Source organism: uncultured Psychroserpens sp. (genome assembly GCF_947492715.1).
Classification (GTDB): Bacteria; Bacteroidota; Bacteroidia; order Flavobacteriales; family Flavobacteriaceae; genus Psychroserpens.
Window position 1 is genome coordinate 170,333 of record NZ_CANLNS010000007.1, and the last position, 14,875, is coordinate 185,207.

16 protein-coding genes are annotated in these 14,875 nt (G+C 34.2%); 12 read left to right on the forward strand and 4 right to left on the reverse strand.

Annotated elements, in window-relative coordinates:
* A complete protein-coding gene (locus Q0787_RS16535) occupies positions 1 to 708 on the forward strand; it encodes a copper homeostasis protein CutC (RefSeq protein ID WP_298903951.1) in 708 nt (235 codons plus the stop codon).
* Positions 698 to 3,178 carry a glycoside hydrolase family 2 protein gene (locus Q0787_RS16540; protein ID WP_298903952.1) on the forward strand — a complete coding sequence of 827 codons (2,481 nt, stop codon included), beginning with the start codon at positions 698 to 700 and terminating at the stop codon, positions 3,176 to 3,178. Before Q0787_RS16535 ends, Q0787_RS16540 begins: the two co-directional genes overlap by 11 nt.
* Here the strand turns inward: Q0787_RS16540 and prmC are convergent, their stop codons facing one another.
* Both prmC and Q0787_RS16550 read right to left on the reverse strand, forming a co-directional pair.
* Positions 3,179 to 4,036 carry a peptide chain release factor N(5)-glutamine methyltransferase gene (gene prmC, locus Q0787_RS16545; protein WP_298903953.1) on the reverse strand — a complete coding sequence of 286 codons (858 nt, stop codon included), beginning with the start codon at positions 4,034 to 4,036 and terminating at the stop codon, positions 3,179 to 3,181.
* Positions 4,033 to 4,545 carry a GNAT family N-acetyltransferase gene (locus Q0787_RS16550; protein ID WP_298903954.1) on the reverse strand — a complete coding sequence of 171 codons (513 nt, stop codon included), beginning with the start codon at positions 4,543 to 4,545 and terminating at the stop codon, positions 4,033 to 4,035. The genes prmC and Q0787_RS16550 overlap by 4 nt, the downstream gene beginning before the upstream one ends.
* A 43-nt stretch (positions 4,546 to 4,588) precedes the next feature.
* Between Q0787_RS16550 and Q0787_RS16555 the strand changes: the two genes are divergently transcribed.
* From Q0787_RS16555 to Q0787_RS16575, 5 genes are all read left to right on the forward strand, one after another.
* Positions 4,589 to 5,053 carry an LEA type 2 family protein gene (locus tag Q0787_RS16555; protein WP_298903955.1) on the forward strand — a complete coding sequence of 155 codons (465 nt, stop codon included), beginning with the start codon at positions 4,589 to 4,591 and terminating at the stop codon, positions 5,051 to 5,053.
* A 245-nt stretch (positions 5,054 to 5,298) separates the two neighbouring features.
* On the forward strand, positions 5,299 to 6,303 hold the full coding sequence (gene ribD, locus Q0787_RS16560) for a bifunctional diaminohydroxyphosphoribosylaminopyrimidine deaminase/5-amino-6-(5-phosphoribosylamino)uracil reductase RibD (RefSeq protein ID WP_298903956.1): 1,005 nt from the start codon (positions 5,299 to 5,301) through the stop codon (positions 6,301 to 6,303).
* Positions 6,290 to 6,907 (forward strand): HAD-IA family hydrolase, encoded by a 618-nt coding sequence (locus tag Q0787_RS16565; protein ID WP_298903957.1) that lies wholly within the window; start codon positions 6,290 to 6,292, stop codon positions 6,905 to 6,907. The genes ribD and Q0787_RS16565 overlap by 14 nt, the downstream gene beginning before the upstream one ends.
* On the forward strand, positions 6,904 to 7,767 hold the full coding sequence (locus Q0787_RS16570) for an EamA family transporter (protein ID WP_298903958.1): 864 nt from the start codon (positions 6,904 to 6,906) through the stop codon (positions 7,765 to 7,767). Before Q0787_RS16565 ends, Q0787_RS16570 begins: the two co-directional genes overlap by 4 nt.
* On the forward strand, positions 7,768 to 8,388 hold the full coding sequence (locus Q0787_RS16575) for a YigZ family protein (protein WP_298903959.1): 621 nt from the start codon (positions 7,768 to 7,770) through the stop codon (positions 8,386 to 8,388). It begins immediately after the preceding gene.
* Here Q0787_RS16575 and Q0787_RS16580 read toward each other — a convergent pair.
* Positions 8,385 to 8,795, reverse strand: coding sequence for a thioesterase family protein (locus Q0787_RS16580; protein WP_298903960.1), 411 nt, complete (start codon positions 8,793 to 8,795; stop codon positions 8,385 to 8,387). The genes Q0787_RS16575 and Q0787_RS16580 overlap by 4 nt on opposite strands.
* Before the next feature lie 190 nt (positions 8,796 to 8,985).
* Between Q0787_RS16580 and dnaA the strand changes: the two genes are divergently transcribed.
* The 5 genes from dnaA (at position 8,986) to Q0787_RS16605 (ending at position 14,055) form a co-directional block, all read left to right on the forward strand.
* Complete coding sequence (dnaA, locus tag Q0787_RS16585; protein ID WP_298903961.1) at positions 8,986 to 10,413, forward strand: chromosomal replication initiator protein DnaA; 1,428 nt, start codon at positions 8,986 to 8,988, stop codon at positions 10,411 to 10,413.
* A gap of 8 nt (positions 10,414 to 10,421) precedes the next feature.
* Entirely contained in the window at positions 10,422 to 10,886 is a 465-nt protein-coding gene (locus tag Q0787_RS16590; protein ID WP_298903962.1) for a low molecular weight protein-tyrosine-phosphatase, read from the forward strand.
* A 66-nt stretch (positions 10,887 to 10,952) separates the two neighbouring features.
* On the forward strand, positions 10,953 to 12,368 hold the full coding sequence (locus tag Q0787_RS16595; protein ID WP_298903963.1) for a PQQ-dependent sugar dehydrogenase: 1,416 nt from the start codon (positions 10,953 to 10,955) through the stop codon (positions 12,366 to 12,368).
* Positions 12,369 to 13,085: an SAM-dependent methyltransferase gene (locus Q0787_RS16600; RefSeq protein ID WP_298903964.1), complete on the forward strand. Its 717-nt coding sequence runs from the start codon at positions 12,369 to 12,371 to the stop codon at positions 13,083 to 13,085.
* Between the two features lie 169 nt (positions 13,086 to 13,254).
* Positions 13,255 to 14,055 carry a hypothetical protein gene (locus Q0787_RS16605; RefSeq protein ID WP_298903965.1) on the forward strand — a complete coding sequence of 267 codons (801 nt, stop codon included), beginning with the start codon at positions 13,255 to 13,257 and terminating at the stop codon, positions 14,053 to 14,055.
* Positions 14,056 to 14,122: 67 nt separating this feature from the next.
* Here Q0787_RS16605 and Q0787_RS16610 read toward each other — a convergent pair whose 3' ends face one another.
* Positions 14,123 to 14,818 (reverse strand): peptidoglycan-binding protein LysM, encoded by a 696-nt coding sequence (locus tag Q0787_RS16610; protein WP_298903966.1) that lies wholly within the window; start codon positions 14,816 to 14,818, stop codon positions 14,123 to 14,125.
* Between the last annotated feature and the right edge of the window lie 57 nt (positions 14,819 to 14,875).

Here is a 14,875-nt window from a genome sequence, read left to right on the forward strand (position 1 = left end):
ATGCTTTTAGAAATTTGTGCTAACTCCTACCAATCTGCAAAAAATGCTCAAGAAGCTGGAGCACATCGCATTGAGCTTTGCAGTGAATTATCCATTGGAGGCATTACACCAAGCTATGGGTTAATACAACAAGTTATTACCGAATTAGAGATCAAAACTTTTGTGCTCATAAGACCTAGAAGTGGAAACTTTTGCTATTCTGAAGCGGAGTTCGAGATTATAAAAAAAAACATTCAAGTCTGTAAAGATTTAGGATGTCATGGTATTGTTTCAGGTGTTTTGAATTCTGACAACACCATAGATATTAAACGCACACAAGAACTTATAGCTCTATCTCACCCATTACCATTTACCTTCCATCGCGCTTTTGATATGGTTCCAAATCCTACAGAAGCTATTGAACGACTTATCGATTTAGGTGCGACTAGAGTGCTCACCTCTGGGCAGCAACCAAAAGCCATTGATGGTCTAGACACATTAAAAATGTTAAAACAGCAAGCCCAACATAGAATTACAATCTTGGTTGGTAGTGGCATCTCTTCGGAAAACGCTAAAGTTTTTAAAAATGAAGGTTTTCATGAAATCCATGCTTCAGCTTCTGAAATTATCAATTCTGAGTCATCGTCATATTTCGGAAACACACCTCAAACGGTTTCGAGTTTAAAAGAAATTAAAACCATTTTAAACGTGATTACAAATGAAATATAGTCTAATTGCGATACTTTTACTATTACTAACAAGTTGTGAAGCAAAGCATGATTTACCAATAGCTACCGCTTTGCAAGACAATTGGCAATTCAAAGCTGTAAATGATTCTATTTGGCATGTAGCAACAGTACCTGGAAATGTACATGCCGATTTGCTAGACAACAAACTAATAGAACATCCTTTTATTGGTGCTAATGAAGACAGTCTACAATGGATTTCTGAAACGGATTGGGAATATAAAACTACATTTTCAGTCCCTAATGAAACACTTAGCAAAAAACACATAGCTCTAAATTTTGAAGGACTAGACACCTATGCATCAGTATTTCTAAATGATAGTTTAATTCTGAAAACGGATAATGCATTCCGAGCCTTTTCTGTAAATGTGAAATCGGTTTTAAAACCTCAAAATAAATTGCGAATTGTTTTTGAACACACGTCTATTTCCGAAGAACAAGAGAAAGCCAAATTAGGATATCAACTTCCTGAAGGCAATCGTATTTTTACCCGCAAAGCCCAGTTTCAATATGGCTGGGATTGGGGGCCAGAGTTAAATACAAGTGGCATTTGGCGCCCAATAATGTTGGAGACCTGGAATGATTTAAGACTAGAAGACTTAACCATAAAACAAAGGCTACTGAATGACTCGATTGCAGACATGACGGCCACTTTTGATATTAAGTCTGAGGTGATTAAAGACAAAGAGCTAGTCTACGAAGTTTATGTAAATGATGTACTTCATACTACTTCTAAAGTGGTTCAAAAGGGACACACCAGAACGGTTCCTTTTCAAATAAAATCTCCAAAGCTGTGGTGGCCACATAATTTAGGAGATCCATATTTGTATACTATAAAGATGGTCTTAAAGAGAAACAACAGCATTATTGATAGTGTTTCTATAAAAAAAGGACTTAGAACTATTGCCTTAGTTACTGAAAATGACACCAGAGGAGAATCTTTTTATTTTAAAGTCAATGGCGTTCCTGTATACATGAAAGGCGCTAATTATATTCCACAAAACAGCATGCAAAATAAAGTGACTGATGCGCATTACGAAAAACTTCTAGATGACGTCGTTGATGCCAACATGAATATGCTTAGAGTTTGGGGAGGTGGTATTTATGAAAATGACATTTTTTATGATTTATGTGACGAAAAAGGTATTCTTATTTGGCAGGATTTCATGTTTGCTTGCGCCATGTATCCAGGAGATCAATCATTTCTTGAAAACGTTCAAGACGAAGCTACTCAAAATATCAAACGACTTCGTAATCATGCTTCCATTGCCTTATGGTGTGGAAATAACGAAAACTCTGAAGGCTGGCATCGCTGGGGATGGCAAGCCAACAGAAGTGATGAAGAAAAAGATGAGATTTGGAACAATTATTTAAAGGTATTTGACTCTATTCTCCCTAAAACAGTTAATGAATTTACTGACGCACCCTATTGGGAATCTTCGCCAAAATATGGTCGTGGCAATCCAAAATATCAATTTGAAGGTGATGCCCACGATTGGTGGATTTGGCATGACGCTTACCCTTTTGAACATTTAGAAGACAACGTTCCTCGTTTTATGAGTGAATTTGGATTTCAAGCCTTTCCTAGCTATGAAGCCATCCGTTACATCAATCAAAGTGATTCTTTAGAAATTACTTCGGAAGGATTTAAAAATCATCAAAAACACGTGCGCGGATTTCAACTCATTGACGCCTACATGAAACGCGATTTTCCAGTGCCTGATACGGCAGAAGATTACATTTATCTGAGCCAAATACTTCAAGCCTATGGTATCACTAAAGGTATTGAAGCGCATCGCAGAGCCAAACCTTATAACATGGGAACCTTATATTGGCAACTTAACGATTGTTGGCCGTCTGTATCTTGGTCTAGTATAGATTTCTTCGGAAATTGGAAAGCCCTGCATTATAAGGCAAAAACATCATTTGAAAATGTCCTCATATCTAATACAGTAGAAAATGACACATTAAAAACTTACGGCATAAACGATAGTCTCACGGGTTTTGATGACACCTTCACCTATATCATCACAGATTTTGACGGGAAGGTTATGGGAACTGGAACTACCATGAATACACAATTAAATGCCAATTCAAGTCAGTTAATTCATACGTTAGATGTAGCAAACCTTAACATAAACAAGGACGAAGTTGTTGTTGCAACTATGTTTGCTAATTTCCACTCTTACGCTTACCTGGTTAAACCAAAAGATTTAAAACTAAAAAAGGGGGCTATCAAAAAAACAATTTCAAAAACCTCTAACGGATTTGAAATCAAATTAGAAAGTACAACGCTACAAAAAGATGTGTTCCTTTATACAAAAAGCAAAGGCCACTTTAGCGATAATTATTTTGACCTCATGCCAAACGAGACGATTATCATTGAATTCAAAACTCAGGAAGGTTCTCTAGACGATTTAAAAATAAAAACACTTAATGATCTAATGGATTAATTATTTGACACCTCTAATCATCCTATCTTTACCAGAAAGATCTTTTTTAAGCGTTACATTCTTAAAATTAAAACTGTGCATAAGATCAATCATTTCTTTTCCTAAATATTCATTGATTTCAAAATACAAAACACCATTATGCTTTAGGTGGTCTTGAGCAAATTCGCAAATCGCTCTGTAGAATTGTAGCGGATTTTCATCATCTACAAACAAGGCCAAATGCGGTTCGTTAAGCAGTACATTCGGTTTTATCTCTTTCTTTTCAAGATGTCTAACGTATGGCGGATTAGAAACGATAACATCAAACACCTGCGACGTCGATACAAGATTTGGATGATTTGGTTTTAAAATAGAATCATGAATAAACTCCAGGTCAACATCATTTAGTTTGGCATTGCGTTTTGCCACAACCAATGCATCTTCTGAAATATCTAAAGCAAAAACCACACTGTTCTTAAGATGCTTGGCCAATGAAATAGCAATACAACCCGTTCCTGTTCCAATGTCTAATATCTGATAAGATTGATCCTTTACCTCATCAATAACTAAGGCCACCAGCTCCTCTGTTTCAGGACGTGGTATTAAAGTATGCTTATTAACTTCAAATGGTAACCCAAAAAACTCGGTCTCTCTTAATATATACTGAATTGGCTGTTCTAACTTTAAGGCACTTAACGTTTCAAAAAGCGGTTGCTCTTCTATTTTAGAAAGCGCATATTCTGGTTCTACCATTAAATGTATCTTATCTAACTGCAAATAATGAGCAATTGCTAGATAAAAAAACGAATCCACCTCATCTTTTCCATAGAGCACATCTAACTCCTTATGATACAAACCTTGGATATCTTTTAATCTCATAGCGATTTAGTCATCCAAACACCACATGAATAATGTCCAGTATTCCCTAAAGGTTCTGTTCTATGCTTAAATCCATTCTGTTCATAAATATGAATAGCCGCTTTAAGTTGCGATGCCGATTCTAAATAACACGTTTCAAAACCAAAATTCTTAGCCGCATCAAGACATTTGGTAAACATAGCTTTACCAAAACCTTTGCCTCTTACTTTGGGGGAGAAATACATTTTTTGAAGTTCACAGACATTACCATCAAAATCTTTTAAAGGCTTTATGCCTCCTCCACCTAAAATCTCATCCCCATTTGCTAAAACAAAATAAACCTCTTTATCGCCTTGGTAAGACTCATACATAAAGGGTGTTTCGGCATCTTCATAAGCCGTTCCCTTTAAAGGAATTTTAAACTCTGGGAAGCAAGCTTTAATTATAGCTTCTATTTGCGCATTGTCCTCAGGACGAATTTCTCTAATAATGATATTATCTTGACTCACTTTATTATAGTATTTTTGCATTCTAATTTCGGTATGAAGATACTGATAAATCTATTTTAAAAAGATGAGAAATTTCATTTTATTATTAACAACAGCCCTAGTTTTCCATAGTTGTAGTGTTAAGGAAAAGCCGTTATTTATTGCTGTTGAAGATATCAAACTTGATGAATCTACCTCAAAAACAATAACCCTTAAAGCTAATGCCATTTTTCAAAACCCTAATGATGTAGGTGGCCGATTAGAAAGTGATAACATTTCAGTATATATCAATGATATTAAAGTGGCTCATGTCTCTTCTGAAAGTTTTAAAGTTCCTGCGAAAAAAGAATTTACAGTACCATTAAAAGTTAAAGTAAGTACCGATAGTATTCTGAAAGGTGACAATAAAAATATCTTAGGTAGTATATTAAGTAGTGTTATTAACAAAAAAATTAAAGTACAATATAAGGGAGAGATTGTTTATAAAACACTTGGGTTTTCATATACATACCCTGTAGACGAAACTGAAATGGTTAAGATAAAATTTTAATTTTCTTTTTTGAAGAACTTGTTTTTAATTAAAAGGAGTATATCTGAAACCAAATACACTAAAACGATAATAATACCTATAACACCAAGGATTTTGGCTCTAGGTTCATAGATAGGATTAGCGTAATTTGATGTTTCGAAACTCATTTTATATCCAAGAAAAATTAGAAACAAACAAAACGGATAAGTAATTAAGCGTATTAAGACGTTTTTAATCATAAACAAATATAAACATCTAAACTAAATTTGACTACCAGCGAAACCTATATAAAACGATGCATTACCATTGCAAAAAACGGTTTAGGCACTACTGCTCCAAATCCGATGGTAGGTTGCGTAATTGTTCATGAAAATCAAATTATAGGAGAAGGTTTCACAAGTGCTTATGGTGGCGCACATGCCGAGGTAAACGCTATAAACTCAGTAAAGGATAAAAATTTACTTCAAAAAGCGACCTTATATGTAACGCTCGAGCCTTGTTCTCATTTTGGAAAGACACCTCCTTGTAGCAATCTTATTATTGAACATCGTATTCCAAATGTTGTCATTGGAACTATGGATGATAACACGCAAGTTGCAGGACAGGGAATTGCTAAACTGAAAGCCGCAGGGTGTCATGTAACAGTAGGCGTTTTGGAACAGGCATGTAAAATGCATCACAAACGTTTTTTTACATTTCACAATAAAAAACGCCCCTATATTATTTTAAAATGGGCAGAATCTAAAGATGGTTTTATTGCGCCAAAGTCTAAAACAAAGAAAGCGCCAATCTGGATCACTAATCGATATTCGAGACAATTAGTACATAAATGGCGTGCTGAAGAGCAAGCAATTTTAGTTGGAACGCATACAGTACTGGAAGACAATCCAAGTTTAACCGTTAGAGATTGGACTGGATTACATCCCATTCGTGTAGTTATTGATCGCACTCAAAAACTCTCTAAGGATCACTCCATATTTAATTTAGAAAGTGAAACAATAATCATTTCAGAAGACAATACAGATTTCAATAAATCCATTCCTCCACAAATAGGAACCATTTTACATTCAAAAGCTATTAATTCTGTTATCATTGAAGGTGGAGCGCAAACGCTTCAATCTTTTATTGATAGCAATCTTTGGGACGAAGCTCGAGTTTTTACAGGTACAATCCATTTTAGTGAAGGTGTTAAAGCGCCACATTTTTCTGGACATCTCATTTCCGAAGAACATATAATGACTGATACATTAAAAATTTATGTCAACAATTAAAACTATTATTTTCGATTTTGGTGACGTGTTCATTAATTTAGATAAACAGGGTGCCATACAAAATGCATTAGACTTATTTGGCTTAAATGAACTTCCAGAAGACCTTGTAGCCATAAACACCTTATACGAACAAGGTTTAATGTCAACCTCAGAATTTCTTGGGTTTTATGAAGAAAACTTTCCTTCTCTGTCTAAAAGAGACATTACGAATGCCTGGAATTTTATTCTTAAAGACTTCCCTGTGAAACGGTTGGAATTCATTAAAACATTAGCAAAGGAAGGTAGATACAACCTCATTTTATTAAGTAACACAAATGAATTGCATATCAATTGGATAAAAAAACATGTGGCGTTTTACGAAGAATTTAGAGCTTGTTTTAACAAGTTTTATCTATCACATGAAATCAATCTAAGAAAACCAAATTCAAATATCTATGAGTTTGTTTTAACAGAAAACAACTTAAAAGCCGAAAACTGCTTCTTCATTGATGACACTAAAGACAATACAGAGGCAGCAACAGTTCTAGGAATTCATGTTTGGAATATAGATGAAACTAAAGAAGATGTTATAGACCTTTTCACTATAAACAAAAGCATATTTTGATTTATCTCTTATTAAGCATAGCGGCATCCACTTGTATTTTTATCATATTTAAACTCTTTAATAAATATGGTATAGACACCCTTCAAGGGATTGTTGTAAATTATTTAACGGCATGTTTATTTGGATTGTGGATTTATGATGAGCCCATCGTTGTTAACGACATCGTTAATGCCCCATGGATCTATGGAGCCATTGGTCTAGGGTTTTTGTTTATTGGTGTCTTTACAGTCATGGCATTAACGGCACAGCGTAACGGGCTTTCTGTAGCATCAGTTGCTTCAAAAATGAGTGTCATTATCCCTGTAATTTTTGGTATATATATGTATAATGAAGGTATCGGGTTTCAAAAAATAATGGGTATTGTTCTAGCGCTTGTTGCGGTTTATCTAGCCTCAATAAAACCTAAAAACTCTGGCAACATCACGAAAGGACTGTGGCTACCTATTTTGTTGTTTTTTGGTACTGGTACCATTGATACTTCCATTAAATACATAGAGACCGCTTATTTACCAGAAAATGGTATTCCTATTTTTTCGGCAACCGTTTTTGCCTTCGCTTTTACAATTGGACTAACATTATTAATAGTTAAAGCTATAAAAAGGTCGTATAAATTTCCTATCAAAGCCATTATTGGTGGTGCCATTTTAGGGATTATCAATTACTTCTCCATTTATTATTTGCTTAAAGCACTTAACCACGACAACTTAGAAAGCTCAACTTTATTTACAATTAATAATGTGGCCATTGTTATGGTGTCAACACTTTTAGGTGTCATTTTGTTTAAAGAAAAAATCTCTAAAAAGAACTGGATTGGAATTGCAATTGCAATTATATCTATAGTAATAGTAACTTTGTCATAAATGGAAAACAGCGACATTTACAAAACTATAACCAAAGCATCTCCTGAAGTTTTATTTAAAGACAGAAACAGCAAGTTTTATGGCTATGCATTTCCCGTCACCACAGAAGATGACGTTAAAGACCATTTGAATGCGCTTAAAAAGAATCATCATCAGGCAAGGCATTGGTGCTATGCATATCAATTTGGTATGCAAGAAAAAGACATTGTATTTAGAGCCAATGATGACGGAGAGCCCAATAATAGTGCAGGAATGCCTATTTATGGCCAAATCCAGTCTTTTGAAGTAACCAACATACTCATTGTAGTGGTTAGGTATTTTGGAGGTACCAAATTAGGTGTTGGAGGTTTAATTAACGCTTATAAAACTGGAGCCCAATTGGCGCTAGAAGCCGCCACAATTGTATCTAAAACAATAAATATTGAATATACTATCTCTTTTGATTATAAGAATATGAATAAAGTCATGAGAATTATAAAAGAGAAACATTTAAATGTTATAAATCAGACTCTAGAATTGAGTTGTAAAATTATAATCTCGGTAAGATTAAAAGACGCACCTTCAATTTTCGAAATTTTTGACAACTTATATGAGGTTAATATAAAGAAGTTGAACGATTAAATATGCAGTTTGTCTAAAATATAATCTGGACATCTTGTAGGCCGATTCTTATGAATATCCATAAATACCAAAACAGAATTTCCTGTTGTTAAAATTTCATCATTTTCATTTAAGATTTCATAATCAAATTCAATTTTGGCAGTTGGCTTTTTTACGAGTTTAGTTTTTACTTTAATGAGGTCGTCATAACACGCTGACTTTTTGTAATTTATACTTAATGAAATTACTGGCAACATGACACCACTCTCCTCCATCTCCTTATAGGAAAACCCCATTTTTCGTAACCACTCGGTTCTTCCCATTTCAAAATATTGTGCATAATTACCGTGGTACACAACTCCCATTTGATCTGTTTCTCCATAACGTACTCTAAATTGAATTTCATCAGATTTGGAAAGATCCTCCATAGTTTTTGATATTTTTTTTGTATTTTCGAACCGATTTAAACATGAGAAAAAAATTCTAGAAAATCAATACATTTTGATTTTTTTATTAAAAAATTTGTTCACATATTTGTCATGTAAAAATTATACCAGAGAAACTCGAATTTCTCTTTTTTTTGCTAACTAACTAACAACACAAAAATTAACTTAGAGAATGGATATAACTGCGCAATCGGTTTGGACTAACTGTCTCTCATTTATAAAAGACAACATACAACCTCAAGCCTACAAAACATGGTTTGAGCCTATAGTAGCAGTTAAGCTTACCGATAATGCTTTAAGTATTCAAGTACCTAGTAAATTTTTCTACGAATGGTTAGAAGAACACTACGTAAAGATTTTAAAAGTTGCTCTTACTAAACAATTAGGTGAAACTGCCAAATTAGTTTATGTCATTAAAATGGAAAACACCTATGGCAACAAACAACCTTTTACAGAAAAAATTCCTAGTTCTAATCGTGGAGCCTTAAAATCTCAAGATGTAGATGTTCCTTTAAACAACAAAAATCCTGAGCTTAAGAACCCCTTCGTAATTCCAGGAATTAGAAATGTAAAAATCGAATCTCAGCTAAATCCAAACTATAGTTTTGAAAACTTCTTAGAAGGTGATTCTAATCGTTTGGCTAGAAACGCTGGCTTGGCTGTAGCAAATAAACCTGGTGGAACCTCTTTCAATCCTTTATTAATATTTGGAGGTGTTGGCTTAGGAAAAACACATTTAGCTCATGCTATTGGTGTTGATATAAAAGATAAGTATCCAGAAAAAACAGTACTATATATCTCTGCTGAAAAATTCACACAACAGTATATAGACTCTGTTAAAAAGAATAATAGAAACGACTTTATTCACTTCTATCAAATTATTGATGTTTTGATTATTGATGATGTTCAATTCTTATCAGGAAAATCTGGAACCCAAGATGTGTTCTTTCATATTTTTAATCACTTACACCAAAACGGAAAACAAGTTATTCTAACTAGTGACAAAGCACCTGTTGACATGCAGGATATTGAACAACGTCTACTGTCTCGTTTTAAATGGGGACTTTCAGCCGAACTTCAAAGTCCAGATTTTGAAACACGTGTTTCTATACTTAAGAACAAATTATATCGCGATGGTGTAGAAATGCCAGAAGAAATTGTAGAGTATGTTGCGAAACATATCAAAACCAATGTTCGCGAATTAGAAGGTGCTATTATTTCTTTAATTGCACAATCCTCTTTCAACAAAAAGGAAATTACGGTTAACCTTGCCAAAGAGATTGTTGAAAAATTTGTTAAAAACACTAAACGTGAGGTCTCTATAGATTATATCCAAAAAGTAGTATCAGACTATTTCCAAATGGATGTTAGTACGCTTCAGTCTAAAACAAGAAAACGTCATATTGTACAAGCAAGACAGTTGGCTATGTTTTTTGCAAAGAAATACACCAAAGCATCTCTTGCTAGTATTGGTTCTCAAATAGGAAAACGAGATCATGCTACAGTACTACACGCTTGTAAAACTGTAGACAACTTATCATCTACCGATAAACAATTTAGAAAATACGTAGAAGATTTGTCGAAGAAACTTTCTTTATAAACATTACAATGACTAGTATTTTAATGGTTTGCCTGGGGAATATTTGTCGTTCACCATTGGCACATGGCATATTAGAATCCAAATTACCTTCTGATAGATTTTATGTTGATTCCGCAGGAACAGCAGGTTATCATATTGGAGACCGTCCAGATCATCGTTCTATTGCAGTTGCAAAATCTCATAATGTGGATATTTCAAGGCAGCAGGCAAGGCAGTTTCAAACATCAGATTTTGATACCTTTGACATCATCTATGTTATGGATCATTCTAATTTTGAAAACGTAGTCAAACTTGCAAGACATACTAAGGATATAGCAAAAGTAAAGCTCATATTAGAAGTTAATCAATCGATTACCAATAAAAGAGTTCCAGACCCTTATTATGGTGAAATGTCAGATTTTGAACACGTATTTTCACTTCTAAATAATGCTTGTGATATCATTTCTAAAAAGCTAACGCGTAAGTCCTTGTAACGATTCTGTTAATAGACTCTTAATTTTTTTCGTATTTTGTAAAAAAATTCCTTAAAATCTAGAAAAATGAAAAATTTAACTCTTTTCCTAGCCTGCTTTGTTATATCCCTAAGTTATGCTCAAAACATCAGCTTAGAAGTTTATGCGTCAGGCTTATCTTCTCCAGTAAATGCAAAACATGCTGGTGATGACAGATTCTTTGTTGCAGAACGCGCTGGTGTTATTAAAATTATTAATGCCGATGGTAGTGTAAACACAGCTCCCTTCTTAGATATCGATCCTAGAGTCATCAATAATGGTGGTGAACAGGGATTACTAGCAATGGCATTCCACCCCAACTATGACACTAATGGCTTCTTTTTTGTGAACTACATCGATAACAATGGTGACACAATTATCTCAAGGTTCACAAGAAGTACAGCGGATACAGCTGACCCAAATTCTGAGGTCATCTTATTAAACATCTCGCAACCATTCCCTAACCACAATGGTGGCGATATGCACTTCGGTCCTAATGATGGATATTTATATATCTCAACAGGCGATGGTGGTTCTGGTGGTGATCCAGGAAATCGCGCACAAAACATGACCTTATTATTAGGTAAAATGTTAAGACTCGATGTTGATGTAACACAAACTCAAATAGACACAGGTATAACATATCTTATTCCTAGTGACAATCCTTTTGTAAGTGACTCTGCTGTTTTAGATGAAATTTGGGCATCAGGACTAAGAAATCCTTGGAAATTCTCTTTTGATAGATCTAATGGTGATATGTGGATCGCAGATGTTGGTCAAAGTAATAGAGAAGAAATCAATCGTGTTTCATCTACATCAACAGGAGGCGAAAACTATGGATGGAAGTGTTTTGAAGGCACTTCAACATTTAGCAATGTAGCTGGTTGCAGTACTATTACTCACACACCTCCAGTTGCAGAATACAACTATGGTGGAAATCCTTTCAAATGTTCAATCACTGGTGGTTATCGTTATAGAGGAACAATTCAAACAGGGCTCCAAGGTTTATATTTCTTTGGAGATTACTGCAGCGATGAAATTGGAGTTGTTCAAGAAACAGCACCAGATACTTATACTTTGAATTTTGTCGATGACTTTTCGGGTCAAGGTTGGTCTGGTTTTGCTGAAGACGTAAATGGTGAACTTTTTGTAATAGGCTTGCTATCTGGAACAGTTTATAGAATTGTTGATGATAACTTAAGTGTTAGTGACGAAACTTTAAATAGCATTAGAATGTTTCCTAATCCTGCAAAAAACACCTTAACTTTTGATTTAACAAATGCATCCAATCAAATTAATAGTGTCAATATTTTTGATATACAAGGTAAATTAATCCAATCGAACACCAACTTTGATCAGCAACTGGTTACTTTAAACACGAAATCATTAACTAGTGGTTTATATATCGTAGAAATACAAGGAACAGATGGAAAGAAAAGTGTTCGTAAACTCATTAAAGAATAAATGAATCCAAATTTCGGAAAGCTATATCTTATTCCAACACGTCTCGGCGACAATCCGCCTCTTGAAGTTTTACCTATTTCGGTAAAAAAAATTATTGAATTGGTAGACGATTATATTGTTGAGAATGAAAAAACAGCACGACGATTTATAAAAAAGGTAGATTCGAGGAAACAACAATCTACCTTAAACTTTAAAATTCTAAACAAATATACCCAGCCCGAAGAAATTCAAAATTTCTTAGAAGACTGCAAAAAAGGAAAACCAATGGGTTTGCTCTCAGAGGCTGGCTGTCCAGGCATAGCCGATCCTGGTGCTGATATTGTAAAACTAGCACATGATAATAATATTCAGGTGGTACCCTTGGTAGGACCTTCTTCTATAGTTCTAGCATTAATGAGCTCAGGAATGAATGGCCAAAGTTTTGCTTTTAATGGATATATTCCTATTGATAAGCAAGAGCGAAAGACCACCTTAAAACGCTTGGAACGCTTGTCGTATGAGCAAAATCAAACACAATTATTCATAGAAACACCTTATCGTAACAACAAAATATTGGAAGATATTTGTTCTACGTTACATCCCAACACAAGAGTTTGTGTGGCTTGCGATATTACGCTCCCTACAGAATACATCAAAACCATGACTGCAAAGGAATGGAAACATAACAAAGTTGATTTACATAAACGACCAGCTATTTTTATTATTCATAAAGATTGAGATTAATCTCAGTTGAAAGCTGAATGTCTGGCGATTTAAAAAAACGCGCTTGCCCTTCGTAAAACACAAGGCGTTTGACATTAATTTTACACTTTTTTGACATTTCAAATGGTATTTAACCTGCTTTATATCATACATTTATGACCATAAATCAATACATTTTGGTCGCATGAAAAAAACTATTACAATTTCAGGAATTACCCTAATCATACTATGCATCTTAGTTTATGGCGCACTAAACCTAGATCATAAGACCGTAAACTATGCTAAAGATTCGAATAATGGGCTTAACCCCGTTACGGAGCCTACAAAAACGAGTGTAAACAAAAATAATCAGCGATTTTTTTATTCTGTAGGTAACCGATATGATGTTATCAAAAAATCTGATTTACTTAAAGCCAAATCAATTAAAGATTTCTTGCGAAAAGAGCAAATGCCTCCTTTAGACTCTTACCAATTTATAAGCATGATTGTCATTAAGGACAATAAGCAAACAGATGAGATAGCAATGAGTAAAACCGATAAACTATCTAAATCTCAAATTGAGTTATTAAAATCTGCTAACTTTTCAACACACATTTTAATAAGAAGTGATTATGAAAACATTAGTGAAGAAACATTACAAACTAAATATGGTTATTGGTGTCCTCACTTAACAATTGTTCCTGAACAGCAAGCAAAATATATCTATGGTCAGGACGCACTTGTATCCTATCTAGAAGAAAATGGTGAAGCAGTATTAAAATCAATTGATGAGAATAAGTTCAAATCTGTTAGTGTCTATTTTACAGTAACCAAGGAAGGCTTGATAAGCAATACTAGAATGGAATCAAACTCGAATCACCCAAAGGTTGATGAGAAGATAATAGAGCTTATTACTGGTTCTTCTGGGCAATGGGTTCCTGCAAAAAACATTAAGGGAGAAGATGTTGATCAAGAGCTTGTCTTTTCGCTTAGTACAGGCTGTTAAATAAAAAAAAGCCAATCTATATGATTGGCTTTTTTCATTCATTCATTAATCTAAAATATAATATCGACTATAATGTCGCTTTGGCTCTTTTATCTGCTTCTATGAAAGAGGTATCATATCCTGAAAACTTTTTCATATAATGTTTAACAGTCGTTCCGTAAGCATCAGAGAAATTATTACTTCCATAACTTCTCAAAAACTTCTTAACGCTACCTGGTCCAGCCAAATGGGCCGCAGCCAAAATCCCAGACTCCGTAATATCAACACCATTAATCTTCTTCCCAACAAAACGTTCGATATCCTTACGTAAAATCCATTTATTACGTTCAGCGTTGGCTAAAAATGCCTTTTCTTGTAGTTTTGGATTATATAAAAATTGTGTTGGATTATAGATTCCAATCATTTTCAATGTTTCTTTACCAAATTGGTATTTCCCTAAATACCCTAAAGTATTTACTGTAAAATAGTTACCTCTAGACTCTTTAAATGCTAGAGCTTCTTTAAAACCATGGTAAGATTTGCCTAAATACGGAAAATAAGTGTACGTTGATGGCATTGAACTAGTTGCTTCTTTCAGCGTTAATTCATTATCATTAGGTGTATGCTCGTTAAAAGCAATGTCCTTAGATATATTGTAATCAAGCTCTAAACCTTCAGTTGAATAATCGGCATAATTGATCGATTGCTCAGGTTTAAGTGCCAAATAAAGTGTGACACAAATAGCTAATGGTACAACAAAATAATTACCTACTTTTTTAATCATAATAGCTAATTTTAGTAAGTCGAAATCATCCCCTTCTATGACTTACAAATTGCGCCT

Excerpts from the sequence above, each read along its gene's own strand:
- Q0787_RS16535 (WP_298903951.1), top strand. The coding sequence starts at position 1 with ATGCTTTTAGAAATTTGTGCTAACTCCTACCAATCTGCAAAAAATGCT.
- Q0787_RS16540 (WP_298903952.1), top strand. The coding sequence starts at position 698 with ATGAAATATAGTCTAATTGCGATACTTTTACTATTACTAACAAGTTGT.
- prmC (WP_298903953.1), bottom strand. The coding sequence starts at position 4,036 with ATGAGATTAAAAGATATCCAAGGTTTGTATCATAAGGAGTTAGATGTG.
- Q0787_RS16550 (WP_298903954.1), bottom strand. The coding sequence starts at position 4,545 with ATGCAAAAATACTATAATAAAGTGAGTCAAGATAATATCATTATTAGA.
- Q0787_RS16555 (WP_298903955.1), top strand. The coding sequence starts at position 4,589 with ATGAGAAATTTCATTTTATTATTAACAACAGCCCTAGTTTTCCATAGT.
- Q0787_RS16565 (WP_298903957.1), top strand. The coding sequence starts at position 6,290 with ATGTCAACAATTAAAACTATTATTTTCGATTTTGGTGACGTGTTCATT.
- Q0787_RS16575 (WP_298903959.1), top strand. The coding sequence starts at position 7,768 with ATGGAAAACAGCGACATTTACAAAACTATAACCAAAGCATCTCCTGAA.
- Q0787_RS16580 (WP_298903960.1), bottom strand. The coding sequence starts at position 8,795 with ATGGAGGATCTTTCCAAATCTGATGAAATTCAATTTAGAGTACGTTAT.
- dnaA (WP_298903961.1), top strand. The coding sequence starts at position 8,986 with ATGGATATAACTGCGCAATCGGTTTGGACTAACTGTCTCTCATTTATA.
- Q0787_RS16590 (WP_298903962.1), top strand. The coding sequence starts at position 10,422 with ATGACTAGTATTTTAATGGTTTGCCTGGGGAATATTTGTCGTTCACCA.
- Q0787_RS16595 (WP_298903963.1), top strand. The coding sequence starts at position 10,953 with ATGAAAAATTTAACTCTTTTCCTAGCCTGCTTTGTTATATCCCTAAGT.
- Q0787_RS16600 (WP_298903964.1), top strand. The coding sequence starts at position 12,369 with ATGAATCCAAATTTCGGAAAGCTATATCTTATTCCAACACGTCTCGGC.
- Q0787_RS16605 (WP_298903965.1), top strand. The coding sequence starts at position 13,255 with ATGAAAAAAACTATTACAATTTCAGGAATTACCCTAATCATACTATGC.
- Q0787_RS16610 (WP_298903966.1), bottom strand. The coding sequence starts at position 14,818 with ATGATTAAAAAAGTAGGTAATTATTTTGTTGTACCATTAGCTATTTGT.